Source organism: Geothrix fermentans DSM 14018 (assembly GCF_000428885.1).
GTDB lineage: Bacteria > Acidobacteriota > Holophagae > Holophagales > Holophagaceae > Geothrix > Geothrix fermentans.
The window spans coordinates 1-23,748 of sequence record NZ_AUAU01000032.1; the positions used below are offsets into that span (position 1 = coordinate 1).

Annotated in this window: 22 protein-coding genes and 1 pseudogene; 11 read left to right on the plus strand and 12 right to left on the minus strand. The window is 62.6% G+C overall.

Annotation, left to right across the window (positions count from 1 at the left end):
• Positions 1 to 404: 404 nt before the first annotated feature.
• The 3 genes from G398_RS0109995 to G398_RS19705 are packed head-to-tail and all read right to left on the minus strand — an operon-like array spanning position 405 to position 3,018.
• On the minus strand, positions 405 to 1,181 hold the full coding sequence (locus G398_RS0109995) for a cupin domain-containing protein (protein WP_026853498.1): 777 nt from the start codon (positions 1,179 to 1,181) through the stop codon (positions 405 to 407).
• On the minus strand, positions 1,178 to 1,798 hold the full coding sequence (locus tag G398_RS17630; protein WP_052571798.1) for an RNA polymerase sigma factor: 621 nt from the start codon (positions 1,796 to 1,798) through the stop codon (positions 1,178 to 1,180). Before G398_RS17630 ends, G398_RS0109995 begins: the two co-directional genes overlap by 4 nt.
• The gene (locus tag G398_RS19705; protein ID WP_052571799.1) at positions 1,795 to 3,018 is read right to left on the minus strand and encodes a sensor histidine kinase; all 1,224 of its coding nucleotides are present in this window, start codon (positions 3,016 to 3,018) and stop codon (positions 1,795 to 1,797) included. The genes G398_RS17630 and G398_RS19705 overlap by 4 nt, the downstream gene beginning before the upstream one ends.
• Positions 3,019 to 3,064: 46 nt before the next feature.
• Here G398_RS19705 and G398_RS19710 point away from each other — a divergent pair, with 46 nt between their 5' ends.
• Positions 3,065 to 4,528, plus strand: a complete 1,464-nt coding sequence (locus tag G398_RS19710; RefSeq protein ID WP_052571800.1) for a sensor histidine kinase — start codon at positions 3,065 to 3,067, stop codon at positions 4,526 to 4,528.
• Between the two features lie 12 nt (positions 4,529 to 4,540).
• Here G398_RS19710 and G398_RS20395 read toward each other — a convergent pair whose 3' ends face one another.
• Positions 4,541 to 4,930, minus strand: coding sequence for a four helix bundle protein (locus G398_RS20395; RefSeq protein WP_084512430.1), 390 nt, complete (start codon positions 4,928 to 4,930; stop codon positions 4,541 to 4,543).
• Positions 4,931 to 5,081: 151 nt separating this feature from the next.
• Between G398_RS20395 and G398_RS0110015 the strand changes: the two genes are divergently transcribed.
• The gene (locus G398_RS0110015; RefSeq protein ID WP_026853499.1) at positions 5,082 to 6,296 is read left to right on the plus strand and encodes a DegT/DnrJ/EryC1/StrS family aminotransferase; all 1,215 of its coding nucleotides are present in this window, start codon (positions 5,082 to 5,084) and stop codon (positions 6,294 to 6,296) included.
• On the opposite strand, the gene G398_RS0110020 is transcribed toward G398_RS0110015, so the two are convergent.
• Positions 6,286 to 7,770: an HAD-IG family 5'-nucleotidase gene (locus tag G398_RS0110020; protein ID WP_026853500.1), complete on the minus strand. Its 1,485-nt coding sequence runs from the start codon at positions 7,768 to 7,770 to the stop codon at positions 6,286 to 6,288. The genes G398_RS0110015 and G398_RS0110020 overlap by 11 nt on opposite strands.
• Before the next feature lie 35 nt (positions 7,771 to 7,805).
• Here G398_RS0110020 and G398_RS0110025 point away from each other — a divergent pair, with 35 nt between their 5' ends.
• On the plus strand, positions 7,806 to 8,861 hold the full coding sequence (locus tag G398_RS0110025; RefSeq protein WP_026853501.1) for a hypothetical protein: 1,056 nt from the start codon (positions 7,806 to 7,808) through the stop codon (positions 8,859 to 8,861).
• A 281-nt stretch (positions 8,862 to 9,142) separates the two neighbouring features.
• On the opposite strand, the gene G398_RS0110030 is transcribed toward G398_RS0110025, so the two are convergent.
• A complete protein-coding gene (locus G398_RS0110030) occupies positions 9,143 to 9,538 on the minus strand; it encodes a SprT family zinc-dependent metalloprotease (protein ID WP_026853502.1) in 396 nt (131 codons plus the stop codon).
• 313 nt (positions 9,539 to 9,851) lie between these two features.
• On the opposite strand from G398_RS0110030, the gene G398_RS20400 reads away from it, so the two are divergent.
• Positions 9,852 to 10,784, plus strand: a complete 933-nt coding sequence (locus G398_RS20400; RefSeq protein WP_084512434.1) for a DUF4238 domain-containing protein — start codon at positions 9,852 to 9,854, stop codon at positions 10,782 to 10,784.
• 3 nt (positions 10,785 to 10,787) lie between these two features.
• Here G398_RS20400 and G398_RS0110035 read toward each other — a convergent pair whose 3' ends face one another.
• From G398_RS0110035 to G398_RS0110055, 4 genes are all read right to left on the minus strand, one after another.
• Positions 10,788 to 11,834: a tyrosine-type recombinase/integrase gene (locus G398_RS0110035; protein ID WP_026853503.1), complete on the minus strand. Its 1,047-nt coding sequence runs from the start codon at positions 11,832 to 11,834 to the stop codon at positions 10,788 to 10,790.
• Positions 11,835 to 12,187: 353 nt separating this feature from the next.
• Positions 12,188 to 12,694: a hypothetical protein gene (locus tag G398_RS0110040; protein ID WP_026853504.1), complete on the minus strand. Its 507-nt coding sequence runs from the start codon at positions 12,692 to 12,694 to the stop codon at positions 12,188 to 12,190.
• 322 nt (positions 12,695 to 13,016) lie between these two features.
• Positions 13,017 to 15,650: a VapE domain-containing protein gene (locus G398_RS0110045; protein WP_157492370.1), complete on the minus strand. Its 2,634-nt coding sequence runs from the start codon at positions 15,648 to 15,650 to the stop codon at positions 13,017 to 13,019.
• Between the two features lie 321 nt (positions 15,651 to 15,971).
• Positions 15,972 to 16,361, minus strand: coding sequence for a hypothetical protein (locus G398_RS0110055; protein WP_026853507.1), 390 nt, complete (start codon positions 16,359 to 16,361; stop codon positions 15,972 to 15,974).
• 1,345 nt (positions 16,362 to 17,706) lie between these two features.
• Here G398_RS0110055 and G398_RS17645 point away from each other — a divergent pair.
• Positions 17,707 to 18,060 carry a DUF3768 domain-containing protein gene (locus tag G398_RS17645; protein WP_043484742.1) on the plus strand — a complete coding sequence of 118 codons (354 nt, stop codon included), beginning with the start codon at positions 17,707 to 17,709 and terminating at the stop codon, positions 18,058 to 18,060.
• A gap of 70 nt (positions 18,061 to 18,130) precedes the next feature.
• Here G398_RS17645 and G398_RS20790 read toward each other — a convergent pair whose 3' ends face one another.
• On the minus strand, positions 18,131 to 18,988 hold the full coding sequence (locus G398_RS20790) for a hypothetical protein (protein WP_157492371.1): 858 nt from the start codon (positions 18,986 to 18,988) through the stop codon (positions 18,131 to 18,133).
• Between the two features lie 60 nt (positions 18,989 to 19,048).
• Entirely contained in the window at positions 19,049 to 19,591 is a 543-nt protein-coding gene (locus G398_RS0110075) for a hypothetical protein (RefSeq protein ID WP_026853509.1), read from the minus strand.
• A 346-nt stretch (positions 19,592 to 19,937) separates the two neighbouring features.
• Between G398_RS0110075 and G398_RS20405 the strand changes: the two genes are divergently transcribed.
• The 6 genes and pseudogenes from G398_RS20405 to G398_RS0110090 form a co-directional block, all read left to right on the plus strand.
• Positions 19,938 to 20,426 carry a helix-turn-helix domain-containing protein gene (locus G398_RS20405; protein WP_043484746.1) on the plus strand — a complete coding sequence of 163 codons (489 nt, stop codon included), beginning with the start codon at positions 19,938 to 19,940 and terminating at the stop codon, positions 20,424 to 20,426.
• A gap of 216 nt (positions 20,427 to 20,642) precedes the next feature.
• A complete protein-coding gene (locus G398_RS20795; protein WP_157492372.1) occupies positions 20,643 to 21,563 on the plus strand; it encodes a hypothetical protein in 921 nt (306 codons plus the stop codon).
• 58 nt (positions 21,564 to 21,621) lie between these two features.
• A complete protein-coding gene (locus G398_RS20410) occupies positions 21,622 to 21,870 on the plus strand; it encodes a hypothetical protein (RefSeq protein ID WP_084512440.1) in 249 nt (82 codons plus the stop codon).
• A gap of 109 nt (positions 21,871 to 21,979) precedes the next feature.
• Positions 21,980 to 22,447 carry a hypothetical protein gene (locus G398_RS20800; RefSeq protein WP_157492373.1) on the plus strand — a complete coding sequence of 156 codons (468 nt, stop codon included), beginning with the start codon at positions 21,980 to 21,982 and terminating at the stop codon, positions 22,445 to 22,447.
• A gap of 107 nt (positions 22,448 to 22,554) precedes the next feature.
• A complete protein-coding gene (locus G398_RS20415) occupies positions 22,555 to 23,139 on the plus strand; it encodes a YdeI/OmpD-associated family protein (RefSeq protein ID WP_084512443.1) in 585 nt (194 codons plus the stop codon).
• A 330-nt stretch (positions 23,140 to 23,469) separates the two neighbouring features.
• A pseudogene (locus G398_RS0110090) lies at positions 23,470 to 23,748 on the plus strand (hypothetical protein); the annotation flags it as partial.

Below are 23,748 nucleotides of genomic sequence, written 5' to 3' on the forward strand. Positions count from 1 at the left end.
GGGTTGGAGCGGATGTTCCTCGAGTCATGAGACCTCCCATTCCAGCGGGAAAGGCCTATGCTGCAAACGTGCGCGCCTGACCATTCTTGCGCATTCGGCTCGAAACCGAGGTTGTCACCGGTCCTACGGCGCGGCACGGGAGGAGGGATGGGCTGAACCTTTGTGACGGCGATTCTCTCAGCGCCTCAACACAAACCAGCACCATCCCTCCGTTTGCCACACTGCCTCCGCTGGAGAATCTCCCCATCGACTAGACAGGGGGCGAGGGAAACATACAAGGACACGAATACGCCCTGCGGGCGCAAAAAGGGCCACGAAGGATCTCCATCAGCCATGCCCTTCGTGCCCTTGCCTTTTCTTCGTGCCCTTCGTGGAGATCCTTGGCTTTTCCCGCTGGGAACAGCCTAATGCACGACACCCAGCAGGCTCCGCCAGCCGGCGAAGCGCATGCCGCCCTCCATGCGGAGCAGAGCCCAGCAGCCATCCGAATCCGCGAGGGGGCTGTGGCAGGTGCCCGTGGGCACGGCCACCCAGTCGCCAGAGCGCAGGTGCGCGGGGCCGTCCTTCATGCCGCCGGCCAGCACCAGGGAGATCTCCGGGCCGCCGTGCCGGTGCAGGGGCATGGGGCGGTCCCCGGGAAGCCGGGCCAGGCTGAGGGAGGCCCCCGTCACGGGGTCGTGCAGGACCCGGGCCACCCGGGCGCCCCCGAGGCCGCGCTTGACCCAGCGCCACTGGCTCTCGGGCGGGAGGTGGGGGCGGAGGGTCTCCAGGGGGTCGGGTCCGGGTTCCAGGGCCTGATCCCCTCCCCGGATATTCCGGCAGTCGCCGCACTGGCCCAGATGCACCCGGAGGAGGAGCGCCATGAGGGGATCGCCGCCGGGCTCCAGGGCGTTCCAGGCCTCGTCCTCCGGGTGGTGCACGGGGCCCCGGGGCACGCGGCCCTGGCGCAGGGCCGCCAGGGCGCCGCCCAGGGCGCGCTCCGCGGCGGGCGCGGGGGGCTCGGGCCAGAGGTCCTTCAGGACTTCCGGCGTGCGCCGCAGGCTGGCCAGGAAGGCCCGGCACGGCGGGCAGAGACTCAGATGCAACTTCAATCCGAACCAGCCGAGGGGCCCCAGGGCGCCCTCCTCGTAGTCCGTGAGCAGGGCGACGGTCTCGGCACAGGTGGGCATGAGCAGCGTCATCGGTCCTCCGCCGGCCGGGGGGCGAACTCCGGCAGCATGGCCCGCAGGGCCAAGCGGGCCCGGTGCACGCGCTGGCGCACCAGCTCCCGGGTGATGCCCAGGTGCCGGCTGATCTCATCCGTGTCCCAGCCCTCCAGGTCGCGCAGGACGAAGACGGCCCGCTGGTCGTCGGACAGCCGGTCCAGGCCCATGCGGACCCTGGCCTTCAGCTCCTCCTGCTCGACCTTCATCAAAGCCTCCGCGTCCTCGCTCCACTCAAGGAGAAGGTCCACGTCCTTGTGATGCCCGTCGTCGGCGAAACGTGGCATCAGATCCTCGATGGCGTCCTCCCGGCGCCGGACCCGCTTGCGCCGGGCCATGAGGGCCTGGTTCACGCAGATCCGGTAGGCCCAGGTGCTGAACTTGCTCGCCCCCTGGAAGCCGGGCAGCTCCCGGAGGATGGTGAGGAGGGCGTCCTGGAGGGCGTCCTGGCTCTCGGCCTCATTGCCCAGGATGCGGTCGACGACCCGGAAGAGCATGCCCAGGTGGGGGCGTACCAGGGCCTCGAAGGCCTCGGCGTCGCCGGCGGCCGCGGCCTGGACCAGGGCCGCCTCGGAGGGGCCGGGGAGGGGGCTCATGCGGTCTCCGGACAGGCCCGACGGGGCAGGCGGATGGTGAAGGCGGCGCCGAACCCCGTGCCCCGGCTGGCGACCCGCACCTCGCCCTTGTGGCGGGTCACGATCTCCTTCACCAGGAAGAGGCCCAGGCCGGTGCCGGCCACCTGGCGGGTCATCTCGTCGCCCACCCGGAAGAAGCGGTGGAAGACCCGGGGCAGGTCCTTGGCGGCGATGCCGTGGCCCTGGTCGCTCACCACGATGAGGACGTCGTCGCCGTCGCCATCGAGGGTCACGGTGGTTTGGCGGGGCTCCCCGGAGTACTTGTAGGCATTGGACAGCAGGTTCTCGATGACGGTGCCCAGGGCCTTGGGATCTGCGTCCACCCAGAGGGGCTCCGGCGAGCGCTCCAGCTTCAGGCCCAGGGACCCGGGCCCCAGGCGGTGGTCCATGCCCTCGCAGATGTCGCCGAGCCAGGGCCCCAGCTCCAGGGGGACGAGGTGGAGGACCAGGCTGCCGGACTCGGCCCGGGCCACGTCCAGCAGGTTGCCCACCAGCTCGTTCAGGCGCTCGAGGTCCTTCTCCATGAGCCCGCGGATCCGCTGGCGCTGGTCCGGGCCCAGCTCCCGGGTGAAGAGGGTCTCGGTCCACACCCGCAGGGAGGCGATGGGCGTCTTCAGCTCGTGGGTGACGGCGGAGGTGAAGTTCCGCTGGCGCAGCTTGAGGTCCAGTTCCTCGGACAGCTTGCGGTAGATGAGGACGAAGCCGAAGAGCACCGCGAAGACCATGAAGGCGCCCTCGGTGCTGGCCCGGAAGACCGCGTGCCAGCGCTCGTCCTGCAGATCCTTCAGCGGACCGGGCCGCAGGGTGAGGTAGGCCGTCCCGTCCAGCAGGAGCGGGTCGTCCGGCGCCATGGGGCGGGGCACCAGCTCCACGTGGGGGTAGGCCGCCTGGATGGCCTGCCGGCGCTCCGCCAGGCTGGGCATGGCGGGGACCTGCCCCTCCACGGAGCCGCGCCGGGAGGAGGGGTCGGGTTGGCTGTGGAGGAGGGCGAGCAGCTTCAGGCTGTCCATCTGCCAGGCCCGGGCCCGGCCGGCCCGCAGGGCATCGGTGCGCGCCTCGAGCAGGCGGCCGGAATCCCGGATCTGGAGGCGGATCCACCAGCCGACCTGGAGGCAGAGGACCACGGACACGGACAGGAAGATGATCCGCTGCAACGAGAAGGTCTGGGCGCGAGGGGCCATGCCACCATCTTGGCAGTGTCCCCCCTTGAGGCCATCCTGGAGTCCGATGTCCAGCCCGAATCCCCCCTCCGGCCCCAAGCCGGTCCCCCCGAACCCGAAGACGGACTCCGGGCCCAAGCCCCTGTCCGCCGGCGCAGGATCCCGGCCGCCCGCCCAGGCGTCGCGGCCTCAGGGGGCGGAGCTGCTGGCGGAGCTGGTGCAGGCCCAGCGGCAGTCCACCCAGGCCATGCACGAGGTCCGGGAGCTGCGGGCCAAGCTGAGCCGGCGCTCCCATCAGATGCAGGTCCTCCAGCACGTGTCCGAGATCCTGGCGGCCACCTCCAAGGGGGGCCAGGTGGTCAGCGTGGTCCTGGAGGTGCTGGTCCAGGAGTTCCGCTGCCCCCGCGCCGTGGTGTGGACGCTGGAGGATGGTGGCTCAGGCTACGTGCCCAAGGAGGGCGCCGGGCTCACCCGCGCCCAGTGGTCCACCCTCGGGCTCCCGGCGCCGAACCCCTTCCCGGACACGCCCCTGGTGCTCTTCCAGAGCCAGTGGCTGGATCCCCCCACGGGCCGCGCCACCCTGGCGGCCCTGCGGGGGCCGGAAGGCGCGCCCCTCTACTTCATCCCCTTCGAGCACCAGCTGCTGCTCATGGGCTTCCTCATCATGGCCCTGCCCGCGGATCGCAAGGTGGAGGACGAGGAACTGGATTCCATCGCCATCCTCCAGCGGCAGGCGGCCATCTCCCTCTACAACGCCTGGCTGTTCCGGGACCTCTCCGAGCAGCGCGATGCCCTCCAGAGCCAGACCCTGGAGCTGGAGCGCGTGAACGATGCCCTGCGGGAGGCCGATCAGCTCAAGAGCGAGTTCCTGGCCCTCACCAGCCACGAGCTGCGCACGCCCCTCACGGGCATTCTAGGGTTCACGCGGCTGGTCATGGACGGCCTCTACGACGACGCCGAGGAGATGCGGTCCATGCTCCAGGACAGCTACACCTCCGGCCAGCACCTGCTGGGACTCCTCAACGACATCCTGGACCTGGCGAAGATCGAGTCCGGCCGCCTGGAGGTGCACTGCGCGCCCACGAGCCTGGCCCAGCTGCTGGACGAGATGAGGCCCATCGCGGAGGCCTACCCGCGCAAAGCCGGCGTGGAGCTGATCTGGCCCGACGCCAGCGCCATGCCCGAGGTGATGGTGGATCCCAGCCGCCTCAAGCAGGTGCTCCTCAACCTGCTGTCCAACGCCCTGAAGTTCACCAAGGAGGGGAGCGTCTCCGTCCAGGTGGAACGGCAGCCGGGCATCATCGCCCTCCGGGTGGTGGACACGGGCATCGGCGTGAGCCCCGAGGGCCAGGCCCGCCTCTTCCAGAAGTTCGCCCAGGCCGAAGGCGGCCACGCCCGCGAGTACGGCGGCACGGGCCTCGGCCTCGTCATCTGCAAGCACCTCATGGGCATGATGGGCGGCACCATCGGCCTGAGCAGCGAAGGCACGGGCAAGGGCAGTACGCTGAAGATCACGATGCCGATCGCGTAGGGCTGCCAGCTGTCAGCTATCAGCTGTCGGTGGGCCGTTCTTTGATCGGGGTGCCCTGGTTCTGCGGACCAGGGAGGAGGACATTTTCTTGATGGCTTGGACTTGACCGATGAGTGATCCGGCCGTCGCCGGGAGAAGGCGGCCGAGGCCGGCGGCGAGCAGGATCTGGTATTCCAGCTCGGAAGCCGAGCCCAGGGCCATGTGGAGGAAGCGCGCGAAATCCGCATCTGAACTCCGTCCGCACCCTTCAGCGATATTGGTCGGAATCGAAGCGGCGGAGCGGCGCATTTGATTGGTCAGGCCGAATCGTTCCGAATCGGGGAACCCGGAGGCCTCCCGATAGATCGCCAATGCCAACTGATGTGCATGCCGCCACACCGCGAGATTGCGGAAATCCTGCATGGTCTGTCCTGAGAGATGCCCCGGATCATATCCGGTCCCGCCCTGGTTTATCCTGAAAAGCCCCAGGGACTCCCGCGCCCTGGTTACTGAAGCTGACAGCTGACAGCTGATAGCTGATAGCCGATAGCCGATAGCCAATCCCGGAGCCCCCATGTCCTACATCCGCCGTCCCCACTTCCTTCCCTTCACCCGTCCCATGGTGGGCGAAGAGGAGATCGCGGAGATGATCGACACCATCCACAGCGGGTGGATCACCACGGGGCCCAAGTCCGCGGCCTTCGAGGAGAAGCTGAAGGCCTACAACGGCGTGCCCCACTGCCTGGCCATGAACAGCGCCACCACGGCGCAGGAGATCACCATGCAGGTGCTCAACCTGCAGCCGGGCGACGAGGTCATCACCACGTCGCTCACCTGGGTGAGCACGCTGAGCACGGTGGTGCTCCAGGGCGGCGTGCCGGTGCTGGTGGACATCGACCCGGTGACGCTGAACCTCGATCCCGCCAAGCTCGAAGCCGCCATCACACCGCGCACGAAGGGCATCATCCCCGTCCATCTCACGGGCCTGCCCTGCCCCATGGAGGCCATCTGGGCCCTGGCCGAGAAGCACGGCCTCTGGGTCATCGAGGATGCGGCCCAGGCCATGGGCGCCCACTACAAGGGCACGAAGATCGGCGGCGACCCGCGCTCGATCATGAGCGTGTACAGCTTCCACCCGAACAAGAACATGACCACGGGCGAGGGCGGCGCCATCGCCTTCTTCAACGACGAGTACGAGAGCCGCATCAAGCGCCTGCGCTTCCACGGCATCGACCGCGACGCCTGGAAGCGCTTCGCCAAGGAGGGCAGCCCGCACACGGAGGTCTACGAGCCCGCCCGCAAGGCCAACTTCATGGACCTCCAGGCGGCCATGGGCCTCCACCAGATCGACAAGCTGGACGGTTTCAACGAGCGGCGGGGCGTGCTGTTCCACCGCTACCTGGAGCTGATGAAGGACCTGGACGAGGTCATGCTGCCCTGGCCCGGCGACGCCGACCACGGCCACTGCTTCCACCTCTTCGTGCTGCGCATCCACCCCGAGAAGGTCGGCCTGGACCGGGACGCCTTCGTGGCAGCCCTCAAGGAGGAGAACATCGGCACGGGCATCCACTACCGCCCGGCCCACATCCATCCCTGGTACCGGGACTTCTACGCGGCGCACCCCCAGCACCTGCCCAAGGATGGCCTGCCCCACACCGAGTGGAGCGGCGAGCGCCTCATGAGCCTGCCCCTGTGGCCGGGCCTCAGCGAGGCGGACCAGGACCAGACCGTGGGCGCCATCAAGCACGTGATCGCCCAGGCCAGGTCGCGGAGCCGCGTCACCCGTTGACGCGCCCCACCAGCCGCTCGTGCGGAAGGGTGGGCAGGGGCGCGTACAGCGTCGCCCGGGGATCGTACATGTAGAGGTTCGCCACCCGGCCCGTGTAGGCGCAGGCGAACTGCTGGAGCTGGTCGGCGAAGCGGGTGGGCTCGTCCCGGTCGCGGAACATGGGGCCCCAGGTGGGGTTGAAGGCGGCCTCCACGGCCTTCGTCAGATTGGTCAACTCGAGGCTCTGGAGCTCCGCCCGCCGCTGGAGGGCCTCGGCGCTGGCGGCCAGGTGCGCCGCCTCGTGATCCAGGGCCACGGCCGCCTCGCTGCTGAGGCGGGGCCCCAGCACGTGGCGCCGCACCCGGTTGCGCTTCCACTGGTCCATGAGCACGGACGCCCGGCGCAGGGTGCGGCGGCGGACGGTCTCCAGGCGCAGGAGGTCGCGCATGTCCTGGGCCCGGGCCTCCAGGAGCTTGAGCTCATGCTCCAGCTCCGGCACCAGCAGCATGGTCCGCCAGGAGGCGTTCTTCTTGGAGCGGAGCACGTCGCCGTAGATGTGGTCGCCCACGTAGAGGACCTGCTCGCCCTCGGCCCCCAGCTGGGCCTCCAGCCAGGCGGCGTGGCCCCCCGTGAAGCAGCGGGGCCAGCCCTCGATGGGCATGGGTTCTGGTGTGTCCAGGAAGAAGGCCGGCTTGCGGCTGGAGACCACCACCAGGTCGAAGTAGTCGGTCCAGCGGGGCCGGGCCTCGTCCTGGCCGTCCAGCAGGTGGCCCAGGACGCCGGCGGTGTAGCTCCACTCGCTGTTGGTGAGGAGGAAGAGCTTCTTGCCGTCGCGCTTGAGGCGGTCCAGGGCCAGGGCCAGCTGGAGGTCCTGGGGGATGAAGAAGTGGCGGTGCTCCAGGATCTCGGCCTTCATCTCCCCGTTGCGGTGGGCGGTGTCCACGGCCCACCGCACGTCGCGGAAGAGCTGGAGGTAGTTGTCGGCCTTCAGCCGGCCCTGGTCGAAGCCGTCCACCAGCCGGGCGAAGAGGTGGCTCTCGGGGATCTCGAAGAGGGTGTCGATGTTGCGGAACCCCTTGGCGGACGTGGACAGCCGGCGCCGGCCGTAGATCGCGTCCAGCTCCGGGCGGGGCATCACCCGCGTGCCGTGGCAGGCCCGGACCACCTGGCGCTCGCGGTTGAGCTTGAGGAGGTTGCCCCGCAGGCCGTCCAGCACCAGGCCCCGCACGGCGAAGGCCGCATCGTAGGCGATCTCCAGGAGCCAGGGGGAGTAGCCGCGGTCACGCACCAGGAACCGGGCGGCCTTCTTGAAGGCCAGCTCGTCGATCTCCGGCGCCCGGTAGCGCGCCAGGGTGTGGTCCATGTCGAAGCCGATGGCCCGGATCTCCCCCATGGGCAGCGTGCGCAGGACGAAGAGCTTGTGCTCCGGCGGCAGCCGGTCCTCCCCGCCCAGCAGGGGCGGCGCGGCCAGCAGGGCGGGGTCCCAGGCGGTCATGGAGCGAGTCTACTCTGGAGTACAAGGATGGACCCATGCGGCGACAGACCCTGATCCTGCTCCCCGTCGCGACCGCCGTCCTGGCGGTCATGGCGGGCATCGCCCTCTTCATCGGCACCTCGTCGGATCGGGCCCGGGATCCGGCGGGCGCCCGTCCCGTGGCCTTCGGCTCCGTCAACCTGCCGCTGCCGGCGGCCTTCCGCCCCGTGGAGGCCCGGACCAACCGGGCCTGGGCCATCCAGATCTTCGAGGCCCGCGGCGTGGGCCGCCTCTGGCTCTCGGCGGAACCGCTGGACGGCACCCCCTTCGAAGCGGCCTGCGAGCGCTGGTTCCACCTCCCGGCCTGGCCCGGGGGACCCCTGAACCATCGCGATGGGGGACACGACCGCTACTTCAAGCCCCTGCCCCTCTTCCGCCAGGGCGCCCTGTCGCTGCACAAGGAGCGGAAGGTGGTGGTGATGGCGGCCTGCTTCGACGCGGGCGGGCACCGCCACTGGATGGAGCTGAGGACCACCCAGGGCTTCCGGCCTGCGGAAGGCGTCTTCGACGCCCTGCTCCTGTCCCTTCGTGGGGCGGATGGGAACGGCCCCGGAGCCGGGCTGGGGGCCGCCTTGGCCTCGGTCCCCCGCGAATCCCGGCACCGCTTTCTCCTGCCGCTCGAAGTCCTGTTCCTCTTTCCGCTGGTGGTCCTCCTATTGCCGGCGGGCCTCCTCTGGATCGTGGGGCGCCGGGCGGGCCGGGCGCCCCACGACCGCACCCAGGCGATGGCGGCCTTCCGCCAGCCCCATGTGGAGGTGGCGCTGGTGGGGGGCGGCCAGTGGAAGTTCTTCCTGGCCCATGTGGCGGTGGTGGAGGGGGATCTGCTGGTGTCCACCTTCGGCACCCCTTTCCTCCGCGTGCCCAGGGCCGTCCATGCGGGCCGCGTGAAGGAGGTTCACGGTTGGTTCCGCCCGCCCTACCTGGAGCTGCCCCTGGATCCGCCCGCCGAGTTCCTCAAGCGGCGCTGGATGTACGGCCTGGTCCCCGGCCGCTTCCGCCTGCGCGTCTACACCGAGGACCTGGTCACCCTGCGCGCCACCCTCGGGGGGTGATACCCGGCCGAAACATCTGAGCCGCCACAGATGAACACGGATGAACTCGGATGAAGAAGCAGCGCTCTTCACGCCTTCATCGTGGGTCTCTGCGGCTGCACTTCCGATCAGCCCAGTCCTTTATCTGTGTTCATCCGTGTTCATCCGTGGCTCATTCAAGGCTACTCGGGCTCGGTGCCGATGCCGTGGGTCGCGACCATGTGGGTAGTGGAGCAGGCTCCGGGGGAGCCTGCGGAGCGGGGCCCCACAGGGAGCGAGTCATGCTGAACTCGCGCGCCGGGCTAATCGGGTTCCGAGCCGATGCCGTGGGTAATGCTCTGATGCCCGAACACCTCCCACGCCAGCTGGCGGAAGCGGTCCGTGTGGCCCCAGTCCTTCTCCCGGTCCATCCAGAGCTTGTAGTGGATCAGCTCGTGCTCCAGGATCCGCTGCTGCACCTGCTCGGGCGTGTGGCAGTTCATCCCGCACACCTGCTGGGGCCAGGGCCAGTCCCGGCGGCGGAGCAGCGGGATCGAGAGGCGGATCTCCGGATGCCAGGTGCCGCGGGAATCCTTCTCGATCACGAAGAGCCCCGCGCAGCGGGCCATGCGCGGCGACCAGATGACGGGGGGCGGCGCCAGGTCCCAGCCGGCGTCATGGAGGATGGCCTGGGCTTTGTGGCGGAGCGTGAGGTGCATGGGTTCATTCTGAGGGAGATGGGGCCGGTTTGGGCTCCCTCTGGGGCATGTGTCAACAGGTGAGCCTGTAACTGAATCTGTCCGAGGTGTCCCGGGGAGGGCTGCCGTTGACCTCATCCGAGGGGACCGGCTCCCTCGCAGAATTCGGAATTTCCCTTTGCCCGGACCTTGCCCCACGAGGTTGATCTCTTCATCCATCCGTTCGATCAGCAGCCCCGGAGCGTGCATAAATGTTGATGGAAGGAGGTGTGCAGTAACTTTGTTGAGATGCAGCTGGCTTAAGATAAACGTCGATAATTCCCATAGGACCTATATGAATCGTCCGAAAAACCAGCATTGGGTCCCGCAATTCTATCTGCGGCAGTTTGCCACTCCTGAGACCCGGGGAGAGGAGGAGGCACAGGTCTGGACTTTCTCCAGGGACGAAAGCGATGGGGAGGAGGTTTGCACCAACGTTAGGAACGTTTGTGCGAAACGATTCCTCTACACCCCTCTTGATGAATATGGCGAACGGGATTGGAATTTCGAAGAGAAGCTCGGTGATTTGGAATCACTACTTGGTCAGATTTGGCCAGCCCTTGCGAATGGCTATCCAGATCTAAGCGAAGTTTCGATGAGAAAAGGGCTATCGCTTTTTGTGGCGGTGATGAGTCTTCGGAATTTTGAAAAGCGGAAAGAGGTCGAAGGAATTCATCAAAGGCTGGTAGAAGCATTTTCTGCTTTGCCTATTGGACCAGATGGGATCCCATCAATCCATACGCTTGTCGCTGATGGTAAATCTTACGAGTTCGATCCGAGTGGTTGGAAGGAATATCGAGAATGGGGCAAGAAGGAACACGATCGTTTTTTCGTGGAGGCGATTCAGTCAGAGGCCGTTCACATTGCTGAGCTGCTGATGAAAAAGCGATGGTCCGTTGTTGTTGCCGAAGCAGACGCTTTCATCACCACTGATCAGCCAGTTGCGCTTCATCATGCAGACCGTGATCGATTCGGATTCAAAACTAAGGGGACTTTAGTTAGCTTTCCACTTTCACCTACTCGCCTGCTCATCATGGACGACATGCATGAAGAGCCCGAAAACCAGTTCTACCCACTCGTAGAGGGACGGATTGGAGCCTTCAACTACATGGCGTGGATTAATGCGAAGCGGGCTCTCATCACCGGGCGCCCTGTTCCGGATGTGCTCGGGGAAATGGTCGCTTGGGCAGACAGGCAGAGATTCGGTCCGTCAACGATGAAGCAGTGAACACTACCCCACCAGATTGATCGCCTCGCGCATCTCCTCCTCACGGGTCTCGATGTAGATCATGGTTGTCTCGACCTTCGAGTGCCGCATGAGCTTCTGGATCGTCGGCAATGGGACGCCACGCTTGTTGAGAATGTTCGCGAAGCTCGCCCGGAGCCGGTGGTCGGTGATGTTCTCGGGCAGGCCGACGGCTTTCGCTGCCCTCCGGATGTATCGGGTGGTGAAATCGTGCCCGCGAGGCTTACCTTCCTTCTCCCCGGGGCAGATGAGGCCGAACGTTCCTCCTCCCTCGGGCTTGAGCTTCTCAAACCAAACAAGCATCACCTCAGGGATCGGCATCACGGGGGCATCCCCGTTCTTGGTCTTGTCCGGGATGAACACCTTCTCGTCCAAGCGAAGGCCGGACCAGCGCATCAGCCGGGCCTCGTGGTTCCGCATGCCCATGAGGAGCTGGGCCCGGACCAGGAATGAGGCGTGGAGGCACCCCTGAGCGTCCACAGCTTCCAGGAAGCGGTCCAGCAGGTCTCCCGGCACAACCGGTCGAGCCTTCCGCTGGACCTGAAGCATGGGAATTTGGGGCCGTTCGTCGAGCCACCCCTTGGTGACGGCGAACCCCAGGATGATGCCGACATAACCGCCGAGTGAGTTTGCTCCGCTCCGGGAGCGCCCCACCAGGTAGCGGTTCATAACCCCGTTGATCGCCGTCTCGTCTACCTGGGACACCAGAAAGCCCCCGATGATCGGCAGGGCGTGCAGCGTAAGGAGCCCCTTGAGGGTCCGGACATAGTTTGGTGTCATCTGGGGCGCGATTTCCTCATCCCAGGCGTCGAAACACTGCCGGAACGTGATCGCCTTCGGCTTCTTGATCCCGACGCCCTCCAGGGAGAGCCGCCCCTTCATCGCGTTGATGTAATCCCTGGCCTCCACAAGGCGGTAGCAGCCGGTCGAACCTGTGTAGATCCGGCCCAGATAAGAGAAGCGGTAGAGGTAGACGCCGCTGACAGGATGCTTCGCCAAGTTCTGGACAAAGTGCAGCTTCCCATCCTCCACGCGACGCCCCCTGGGGCGCACCTTCCCCTGGATTGGCCTTGAGGACACCTGGGGGCCAGGGACCTGGATCGTCCAGGTTTGCCGGACCACTGCCTCGGCCGAATTGCCGTTGACCTGATGCGTGGCTGGAGTAGGGAAAGTAATCGAGCCCAAGGGATCACCTCGGGTCTCTAACAGGACTTCTACGCTCGGAGACACCTGTAACGGCGTCAGGAGTGTGGAGACCCCTGAAACGGGGCACAAGTTTTGTCGGTCATCGGAAGCTATTCACCGGAATTGGTCGGGTGCACAGCTGGTCATACAGACGAGGCCTCCAATCGGAGGCCTCGGTGTTCTTTTTGTTCTGGCAAGCCTTACTGGTCGATTCGAACGCCGTTCAGCGTGAACAGGGCATTTCGATCCTTGGTGAGGTTATCGACCAGTCGGACCTGACCCTCGGGGAAGCCAACCAGGGTCTCGATGATGGACTTCTTGATCCGGTCGAAATGAATACGGCCGGACTTCTTGATGTAGACCACAGGGCCGTCGTACCTGGATTTGAACCCCCTAAGGCGCCAAGTGATGGCCGAGGCGAGCCCCGCCGAACCGACCTCAATGATCTCCGTGCGATAAGTCGTGTCCATTCCCAGAAAGAGGCGGTTATTCATGCCGAGCGTGGTGAGCACCCCTCGCCTGACGAACAGAATGCGATGACCATCAGTCCGGATGTCGGCATGGATGTCAGAGGCATCGAGATAAGACATCTGCATTTCCGCTGCCCACTTGGAAGTTGCCGCCACTACCCCGCAGCCGTGATCGAGAAGGGGGCGCAACCGACAGACAGAGGCATCGGGCAGGATGAAATACCCATAGATGCGCATCAGGCCGCTCCCTTCGAGGTACCCAGCGCCCTATGAGGAAGTAGGCTGGCAAGGCCCTGTGCGGCAGGGCTCCCGGTGATCTGAGGGGCAGGGGCGTGCCAGCCCGTGTTTGTTTTTGTACTGCGGATGTTAGCCATTTTGGCCTCCATGGTTGACCTGGGGACCCCAGGGGCCAATCCGGGTTGATGGGGATTGGCTATCTCTTTAACAGTGGTTTTGCGTTTCACACACCTGAAGCCGCCACAGGTGCGCTCAGGCTCGGGGATCGGCGTCAAAAGAAAAGGGGACCCGTGATGGGGTCCCCTTCGGTGCTCGCTGGCCTTTACAGCAGGATGGGTCTGTCAGGGGCCTGGAATGGCTTTCGGCCTTCGGCCATGGCTTGATCGCTGAATGGACCCGGGCCCATAGATGAGGCCGGAAAGGGCATCACCGCCGGTGGCGCGAGCAGCAGGTGGTCCCCAGGCGGGGTGAAGCATTTGGAGCTGGCCCCGTTGATCCAGTTGGACTTGACGCTCCACCCTGCGGCACGGAGGCAAGCTCCCAGGTCGCGTCGATCCGCATGGTTGGGCTTGGCGAAGCCCTTGCCCTCCTCCAGCTTTCCCTCGAGGAAGCTGAAAACCTCGTTCAGCGTGATGCCCTTTGGGCGAGGGCGGCTCACATAGAAGTCCAGGATCCTAGGAAGCAGGTCGGCGAATCGGTTCTCGACCTGGTGGCGCCCGCTCTGAGCGACCCGCAGGTCTTCGAGTTCGGGGGTCAGGAAGTGCGGGGCCCCTTCGCGGTAATGGTGAAGGGCCTGTGCCCAGATCTGCTCAAGGTTGGCCCGGAGTAGATCCAGGTCGCAGCGCTTGCCCACGGGGATGACCCAGAAGCGGCGGGAGCCCGTGGGGTCGTTTAGAACCTGTTCCTTGTTGGTGGAGGCGACGATGATGCTGCGGCGCGGGTGGGCCTTTGGGGCTTTTCCGTAGGACTCGCGGAAAGTGTCTGTGGCCGAGGAGACGAAGGCCTTGATGACCTCGGCAGGCTTCATATAGGTCATGTCGTCGATCTCGCCCAACTCATGGATCCAGGCATGGTGTAGCACCTTCATGCCTTCGGGGTGGTCCACTTGGATTTTCGAGTCATTGAACCAGCCGGGGTTTACGGCCAGGGTTTTCCAGAAGGTGGACTTTAGGGCTGCCTGGTCGCCGTAAAGGATGGTGACCGTGTCCATCTTGCATCCAGGCTCGAACACCCTACGGATAGCCGCGATGCAGGTGCAGCGCATGTATTCGATGTAGAGATCGCGGTAGACCTCGAAGTCTGGGGTCTCCCCAGCGGCCAGGACCGCCTCCACCAGCAGGGGGAACCTGTCCTGGCCGTCCCACTGCGGAAGGCCCAGAAGGTGTTCCATCACGGGGTGGTAGGCGTTCCGGGCGGCCACGAGATCCACTACATCCCCGACGGCTTCCCCGGACCAGCTATCCCTGAATGTCTTTTCAAGGTAGATCCGGACCGAGGTGAGGTTGCGATTGAGGTCGTCCAACTCCAGGTAGTCCCGTTCCGGGGTACGGACCTCGATGGTGTTGGTCATCTGGTTCAGTCGAATGCCGCCCTGAAATTCGGTCATCGAGCCCAGGATGGCCTCAAGGTTGGACCGGCATTTCAGGATCTGGCCGCGATTGTTGAAGAGAATGTCGTCAGGCTCGACCCCGTGGTCCTCCAGGACAGCGGACCATTTGGCCTTGGTCCTGGCGGCCCGTTCCTTGTCGGAGAGGTCGGCGCCGTCATCTTCGTCCAGAAGTTCAGCCTCGATTGCCTCGCTCGGCTGGGTGGTCGAAAGGTGGCCAGCGGAGACGAGCCCGAAGGGTTTGGCGTGGCGCTGAACCAGGTCCGGCCCCGCCTCCAGACAGATCTCACGGAGGCCGATGCCCTCATGAACATCATGCATGCAGTGGAATCCGGGCCACTTGTCGGGGCCGAAAAACACGGCGGCGTCCCCGTGGTCCTGGCCGCCCGTGTGCTCGCTGGCAAAGGGGCAGGTGCATCGGGCTTTAGATCCGGTCCCGTGGGGAACAGGCTCATGAACCTCCGATCCCAGGTCCCGAACCAGCCCGACAATGTCAAGCGTGGGGAAGTTCACATCGTAGGACTTGAACCAGTCCTTGGGGTCGCCATTCATGGTGGAAGCCCGCTGGGCGGCCTTCTGCTCGATCCAAGCACGCCGGAGGGGGTGGACAGCTGTGGCTGGGACCACGGCTTGGGCGATCTCCTCATGAGTCGGGAGGTCCAGTGCATTGCCGAGGTAGGACACGAAGCGGATGCGCTCCTTTGCCTGCGGGTCACCGGACCAGTACCCGGCCACGAAGTAAATGCCTGCAGCACGGTGCATGGCGCCGAGGTCGATGCAGCCGAGGTCACGCCAGTGGTCCATCTGGAGGCGAGCCAGAAGGCATTCCGAGACTACTTTCCAGTTGCGGCCGTCAGAGACCTGGGCCAGGGGAATCACAATGCGAAAGCGTTCGCACTCTGGTGTGCTGGAAAAGCTGTGGTAGCCGAAGTGTGTGATGCCAAGCCCGGTGAGGTGTTGGTGGACATCATCGAGCTTCGGGGCGCCCGCGATTGGCGCTTTTCGGAACAGGGGCTCACCCGATTCCTTGACCTCTCCAGTGGGGGCTTCGACATTGTTGTCGAAGTCGAGCATGAAGAGTTGAAGGCCCTCAAGGTACTGATCACCCCTGGGAGTGTCTGGGGGATAGAAGGCGGGGCCCACCGCCAAGAGTTGGGACTTGGCCTTCTTAGGGGTGTCCCCGTGGACTTCACGGATCTTGCCGAGGCCGTCGGGAGAGATCAACTGCTCCCAGGTCCCAATAAAGTGTATGGGCTGATTGTCGTGGCAACCGTTGAAGAGGCTGAAACGGATCGCGTCTGGGCTTGATGTTGCTGAAGTAGAGTTTGTTTCTAAGGGTTCGTCGTTCATTGATACCTTTCGATGCGGCGATGCGCCGTCGGGTTTGTTTGAGTAAGCGGATTAGAGATCGACCAAGTGGTAACGACCGCCGGGCAGATCGAGTAGGAAAGCAAGCGAGTGGGGCCGCTTCTCGGTGGCTTGTTCCGGGATCCAGCTGGTTACCAGCTTGGGGAATGCTGAATCACGCTGAAAACGGCAGCGTTAGCCATGGCATTACCCACGGGATCCGGATTTCGAGATTATTTGTCCCCTCTGGTGGGGCACCTCCTGGTGTGAAGCGTGGCCGTGATCAGGCCTGGCAACGCAACCTGATCACGGCCACTTGATTGGTTAGGCGACCTCGTCCACGTCGTCGTAGGCCTCAGCAGGGTCCCCATGTTCAGGGACCTCCTGTACCTCCTCTTCCTCGCTGGCCTCATCCAGCCCGATGTCATAGGCCGGGAGGGATTCGTTTAAGCCCATCTTGTTGGCGATGCGCCGCTGGCTGAGGCTGAGCTTGGCGGCTAGAAAGACCCGCTCACCTTTTTCTCGGCCGGGGCGGTCCGGACGCTCCTGGGGATCGTCGAAGAGGATGATGACCTTGCCGGTCTTCACCCTAATGACGGTGCCGAGCCCGAACCTGGGGTGAGCTACCCTCTGGCCCTTGATATAGGAACCAGTCCGACGATAGGGAACCGCGAACACGCGGTCGTGGGTGGGGGTTGAAGCTTGAGTGGGCATGGGCCCTCCTTTTCTGGCCACCACAGTTGGGTGGTAGTAGAAATAAGGACGGGGTACAAGCTTCTGACTGCCTAGGGCCTTCAGCTGGGTTCACGGCGATACCCTTGGATTGGCCTCAAGGTGCAAATCATGATTAATGGATATTTAGGTTGTTCTATCGAACTGGCCTTCAGTGACGAGGGAGAGGGGGTCGTGGACCTTTGGGTCCCGCGTGAGGCCCAAAACCTGCCCCCACCCGGCCCCAGTTACCAACCAAACCGGTTCTATCGCTGGGCCATCTATGGGGACGACGAGGCCCCCCTCCGCCAGGGTGTCATCTACACCAAGCATTGTTCACGGAAGCTCAGGCGGTCCTGGTCCCGAGAGGCGGAGGTCGGCCGGCTTGAAATCATCTATCTGGTCGAGTCCCCCCAAGCGGTTCGGCGATCTCCCTGGACCCGTTATGTGGTGGCCCCGATCTATCCAGACCTTGATGAGCGATTGCCCATCAGATTAGGTCCGGACACCTTCAAGTGGCGGCGAGGGTCGGTGGAGCATGCTCTTGAACAAGGGGGCGTAATCCTAAATTCCAACGGAACTGCGTTCGATGCTCTTGAAGATTACGACCAGTACATGGAGCAGTACAACCAGATGAAGGTAAAGGCCGGGAAGCAGCATTCGGAGTGACCCGACGATAAGGATCAACTGAATATTTGTTTGAATTCCTGGGTGATGTGGGTAATGAGTAAGACCCTCCCGTGGCTAACCTTATGGGTATCCGGGCACGGGAATTCCAAAGTGGCCCAGGCCTGCCATCGCGTGTGCGGCTCCGAGGCAGAGCACGGGTTCTGGACCTGATTCCGGGCCAGCAATCGCGGCCCAACTCACCGTACCCCTCGGCCTGGACCTCCCGGACACTATCGCGGGAGGCCTCGTTGATCCAGATCAGCGCCCAGGGGATGCGGAACGAATACTGGCGGAGGCGGCTCCTATGCGGTCTGATGGTGCCGGAGCGATACGCCCAGGTGTGGATCTCCGAAGGGGCACGAGAGCATCCCGGGGCGGTGGAAGCGCTGGCTCGGCTCCTCACGTGCCCCGCTCAGCTTGATCCACTCGTGAATGCCGAAGGTGACTGCGACTGGCTCAGGACTAGCATTGATGGCGTTGGCTTCGATCTCTTCGTCAGTTGCCTAGCCCAGAGCGAACCAAGGAAACGGGGCAGTGATGACCCCGGCGATGACGACCTGACGACACGCCTCTACAGCCTCATGCTATCGAGCGAATACGCAGAGCCTGGATCGGGTCCAGCCTGAGCCGGGTTGCCTCACCCCGAGCCCCTCCGGGAGGGTGCCGAGGGAGGCCAATCATGGTCATGATCACCCTCGCAGGCATTCGGAATGAGCATTGGCGTAGGCAGCTTGGCGGTGGGCAGGCTGTGTCACCCAAGTACGCCCGCCTCTACATCACCAGGGGCGTCCAGCATCATCCCCGTGGAGCCGAGGCGCTGCGGAAGCTCCTGACGTGTCCACCGCAGATCGATCCTGCCGTGAACCCCTGGGGTGATTGCGATCTGCTCAAGGTGGTCCTCGATGGAGAGACCTTCTATCTCAAGGCGGATTGCTTCGCCCGCAGTTGGAACCCCTGTGAGGCTAGCGAGGACCCCGCCAACGATGAGAGAACCACTCGGGTCTACACCTGCATGCTGGCGAGTGAGTACTGACACGAAAAGGGCCTCCATCGCTGGAGGCCCCGCCTTGGATCTGGATCTCAGACTCCGAAGTGATGTCCCGTCACGGCTGGGGGTGGGCTTGATTCCACTGGCTCACTAGGGCGCTGGACTTGTCAACGACCCATGCCCAGCACGGCAAGGAGTGCTGCGGGTGGTCGGCCCCATGGGTCGAAATCAGGCCACTATTGATGATCCATTTCATCTTTGCTTCATCTGCTGCCGCGAGATCCGCCTTTAGAAGCTCACGTGCGGTTCCAGCCTTTTCGTTGGCTCGGAACGTTCTCTCAAGCGCTTCCACCTCCCTCATGATCCCCTGCGTGGTGCCCCAAGCCGGCGCCAAGTTGTCCATGAGGAAGCGACAGGAGGCATCTCCCTTGTTTGCCCCTTCCTGCCACCTGGCCACTGCAACCAGGATTGGCCAGGTACTGCTACGAGGATCGCTTTCTCCGAGAAATACTGCTGTAGAGTTCCAACTGTGCTGTCCCCGCCAGCTACCATCGACGATGAAGGCCTTTGTCCATCCTCTGGATTCAGCTCCCGTCAGTGCCTCCATGCCCTCGTTGAAGTAGGACTGTCGCATTGCCGTGTCTGTGGCAGCAGTGGCCTCGTACGCAGCCCAAAGGAATCCGCCGTAGGCAGCGAGCTGTCTTCCATTCGTTCGGTCGAGGTCAGACTCAAGTTTCGTCTTGATCCGCTTGATCCCATCTGCGTTGAGCTTCCCCTCATCAATCATCCGGGTCGCAGTTAATAGCCTCTGCTCTTCCACTTCAGCCGTAACAGACGGCTCCTTTCCGGCTACCGGTTTCGAGGTCGGGGCCACCGCAGCGCCGATACCGATCACTGCGGCAAGGACGATCCCGATGATGATCCAGCCTGTCTTGGCGCTGATCGTCCTGCCGGTTGAGGTCTGCGTTCCCATGTGGGCTCCACGGCTAATTGAGGGGTTGGTGAGGAAAATTGAGATAAAGGAAAGCCCGGTCTAGGACCGGGCCACCCTGCGGAGGTAGATGAAGCCTTCTTGATCGCGTCCGGCTTCCTGGGCCATCCGGGTGAGGTGCTTCAACGCGGTTTCGCCCTTGGTCTCGATCAGGCCCTTCAATTCGGTGAGCAGGGCTTCGGGAGGATCGTTCGGGCTGAGGCTGGCCAGGATCCCGGCGAGACGACGGGTATCGAAGTCCACGGCATCGCGCTTGGGCTTCGTGGAAGCGGGCATCGCGGCGTAATGGGCCTGGGCCTCCTGCATCGCCTCCTTGAGCGTCCAGCCCTGCTGGGCAGCCTCATCGACGAATCCCCGGGGCAGGACCGATGCCAGGGCCTGGTCCGCATTGGAGAGGGAGACCAGCGAGCCGTACTGGAGCACGGCAGAGCGGAAGAGCTTGCGCTGCTTGTCCTCGGTGGGGCCGAAGCAGTGATAGCTCCCGAGCCCCTTGCCGGGAAAGAAGTCCATCGTGGATTTCTTCTTGGGACCCGAAACCGAGGTGGGCTCGGACTTGGCAGAACCGGAACTGAACAGCTTGCTCATGGTGGGTCTCCTTGGGGTGCCTCTGGGCACCCGGGAACCGTCCAATGACCAAACCAAGAGGACAACAGAGCCCTGGCCCATGACCCGGCTTACCCGGAATTCCGAGAAAGAAAGAAAACTCCCGTTGACCTCCTGGGCGAACCAGGGGAGATGATCGAACTGGGTGGATGGGATCGAAGCCATGCAGGAGGGTTTCCGAAGCGGGCCCGGGGGCTTCAACCGCGTCCATCTGCTACCGTATGGCCATGGTTGTGCCCCACAGGACTCGCCCTTTCGTGAAAGGGTTGAGAAATGGGGAACAAGATATATCGGATACCGATATTATCGACACGCCGGGGAAGCGTCCATGACTTCTGGTCGTGTCGTTTCCAAGGCGAAGGTCAAATCAAGCCAGCCCAGTACGCTGGGGCAGCGCATCCGTGCGGTCCGGCGAGCATGGGGATGGACCCAGACAACCCTCGCGGAGGCACTCGGAAGTGCGCAGAGCATGGTCAGCGAGTGGGAGAAGGATGTCAGTCGTCCCAGTGGGGCTGCCCTCATCTCGATCTCCAGGCTGTTCCGGCTTCCAGTCGAGGCACTCGTGCAGGGGAAGGGCTTCACGCTTCCCGAGGCTCCTGGGCAGTCCAGTGGTGCTGCCATGAGTAAGCGGGACATCCAGGACCTTCGACATCTCCTACCCCAGCTCCAGCAGGGAGAGATCCTCCAGGTCGACACGCAGGCCGAGGATGCCGCGCTGGTCCAACTCAGTCAGGCCCTCCAGGTGATTCGGGAGGCGAAACGGCAGGGCAGGCAGGTGTGGTTGGTGATCGGCGATAAGACCAAGCCCAAGGATTGATGAGAAGCAGGAAAGCTGGAGACCTTCTCTACTGCACGACTGAAAGACTGTTACTTGAGCCACCTAGAAAAAACAGGTCAACACAATGAAATTGATCTAAGTTTGATTGGTAGCAAAAAATAGAAAAAATAAACGAAATAATTCTTGATCCCTAGAGGGACATCGATATCCTCATGCCGGGAATTCACATGGATTCCATTGGCTCTGAGGGTATGGATGCATATTGAGCAGACTCGCGTGATGTCTGGTGACCGGATTCTTCAAGCGGTTCCCTCGGGGACAGCCTTTCGAGTTGTTATCAGGGTGGACGGTATTTCAGCCTCTCGACTTGAAAGGTCTGGGTACCGATCGAAATTCGTAGTTGGAGACTCCTTCCTCCCCACCGTGGTTGGTCCAAGAACTAGGTTCAATGCCCATGGCCGGTACCACCTTCGGCGTAACTTACCGTTGGAGTCGCGATACATCAACACGATCGAATGGACGTACGAGCAATGGAACGGCAAAGGGCCGAAGCAAACGATCACTGAGTTCAAGGATATCTATCGGGACTGCTACCAAAGGGATTTCGAGGCCCCGCCCGCTGAGGAACTCATCGTTGTCAGTACTGGCGTGGATTTACTTCTGGTATCTCGCGAACTAACGCCTGGAACTGATTCCAGCGATCAGATCGGCCACATCGTGAACGTGTTCCTTGAACTTTTTGGAAGCTGTGAAATTCGGATGGCGGACTTAGCTCATCTGCTGACCACACCGCATGTACGCCGAGTCAATTGGACGATGTTGCCGCCTGGGAGCCATCCATGGCCTATGGTCGAACGGCTCCTCAAGGAGGTTCTGAACGATCGGGCGCCGAGGACACTAAATCCTATCCTGGCCAGACAGAGAAAGATTGAGAGCAAGAATCCAGCTGAGATCTATGCCGGAAATGGAGGGTTCCATGGATACATGGCCTATGTGTTTCCGGTCAAAGGAGTGGCCATTCTGGAATGCGTGAAGTTTGGAAATGCAACTTATGTCTTTGACATGAACTGGCCCACAGCCTCCCAGCTTTCCAAGGCAGAAGTAATTTCAGGGGGGCTCTATCGAGATCGGATAATTCACTCCGACGGTTGGGACGCAAAGATCGATGCAATTTGACGAACCACATAAATTTTGGCGCCGAGGTTTCCACAAACTTCATGAGGAGGTATACATCATGAGCAAGAACGCAAAGCATTCTTCTCCCAAGGTCGCAAATCTCGCAGCCAAGACCCTAGCAGATCAGCAGGCATCCCAAACAGCGAAGAGCCTTGCTGCTTCCGTGGTGGCTCAAGCGAATACAGCCAAGCAAACAGGCAAAGAGCTTGAAACCCTAGCCTCTCAAGTGCTTCAAAGTGCCAAATACAGCGATGACACCAAAACTCTTGCAGCCTCTGTTCTAGCCCAATCCAACAAAGATCGGTAATAAATTCTTGTTTTCATTTGAATATGATCCATGCGTATGTATTAGGCAACTTCCGTTCATCGCCTGAATGCAGGCAGGGCCGGTTAGCTTCCATCTTTAGGCGTCATTCATGAGCGGTCTCGCAAACTATGCATCGGGATCATCCAACATCGGCGAGGAGTTACGGGCCGTTCTGCAGCCATCCGACATCGCTTCGCTTCGAGAACGCCTGCTTGGACGGCCGGTGTCCTACTGGCTCAGATGGCGTATCGAGAACCATGATCTGATTTGCAGCTTTGTAGCCGCCACTCCATCGGACAGGAAAAAACTGGAAAAATTTCGTGACCATTATTTGCTCCTAGTAATGGCTGGGATCCAGCTTTGTCAGGAAGCTGCTGTTCTACTTGAGGCAATTACCACTCCGCCCTTGACGGTTGGTGGGTCATATCGAGAAATGGCGGCACTCGCCGGTGATGCTTACAATCGTCTGTGCGGAACAAACATTCCCTATTGGCCTTTCACTGGTCTACCAACACCATTCTTCGATGACCCCTCCCCATCCACAAAGTTGGACAGGTCTGATCCCTGGCTCAAATAGAACTCCGCCTGTATTGTATTTCGGTTTCTTCAGCTTCCCGCTTCCTTGGCTCCGCTAAGCGCCTCGATGCAGGCGGATCCGGTTAGCTCCATTCGTTAGGCCTAAATATGTTGCTCACAGCCACTCTTCAGCCAAAAAATCGCAAAGCTTGGCGCGACTGGCTTGAGCATCATCACGCTATTGATAAGGAAATTTGGCTGGTTTTCAAAAAGGTGCATTTTGGTCGAGTCGCGTTTACATACAAAGATGCTCTATTGGAAGCAATTTGCTTTGGCTGGATTGACGGTGTGCGCCAGCGAATCGACGACGAAAAATATGCACAGCGCTTTTCTCCGCGCACTAAAACGTCCAAATGGTCTTTGGTCAATCTTGCTCTAGCAAAAGAACTGGAGGCCGAAGGCCTTCTTTCACCATCAGGGATTGCCTCACTCAACCAAGCAAGGTCCCCCCAAGCCGACTCAAGCAAGCACCCCGAACCATTTCCGCCTGTTTGGTTCATCACCGCCATCCAGGCTGATATGGTCGCACTGAGCAACTTCCAAAGCTTGCCTCCATCGCATCAGCGTCGATATGTTGGCTGGGTTTCATCCGCCAAACGCGAAGATACGCGTGGTAAGCGAATCGCTGAAGCAATCATCCTCCTTAAAGAGAATAAACGTCTCGGTCTGGGTCCAGGGGAAGTGCGAAAATGATTTGCTACCTCCCAGTAGGCCTAACCCTCCGCTCAACTCGGACCCCGCCTGCATTGCCTTCCGCCCTTGTATGTTTCCCCCACGTCCGGCGCCTTCTGATCATCAGATGGATCTGACGGCCGGAAGGAGGTCCGTGTTTCAAACGGGGGGATGGTGCCGATTCCGCTCGTGGCGCTGAGAGAATCGCCGAGAGAGAGATTCAGCCCATCCCCCCTCCCGTGGCGCGCCTTAGGACCGGTGACAACCTTGGTTGACTTGCCGTATTTGCAAGAGTGGTCGTGGCGCCCACGTTTGAAAACATAGGCTTTCCCGGACGGATTGGGAGGCCCCATGCAGAAGCAACCCCCATCCCACACCTTGTCCTGGGCGGGCGTCGACCTGGCCAAGGCGACCTTCGAAGCAGCCCTCTGGGGACACGACCCGTTCCGCTTGATGCGAGTCCGTTCCTTCCCGCGATCCGCCTCCGGTGCTCGCGCCCTCCTCGCCTGGATGCGGGAGGAGGGAGGCCCGGATGCCGGCCTCGGCCTCGTCATGGAGGCTACCGCCACCTTTGCCGAGGAGGTGGCCACCTGGATTCTGGAGCTGGATCCTGGCCTCCACGTGGCCATC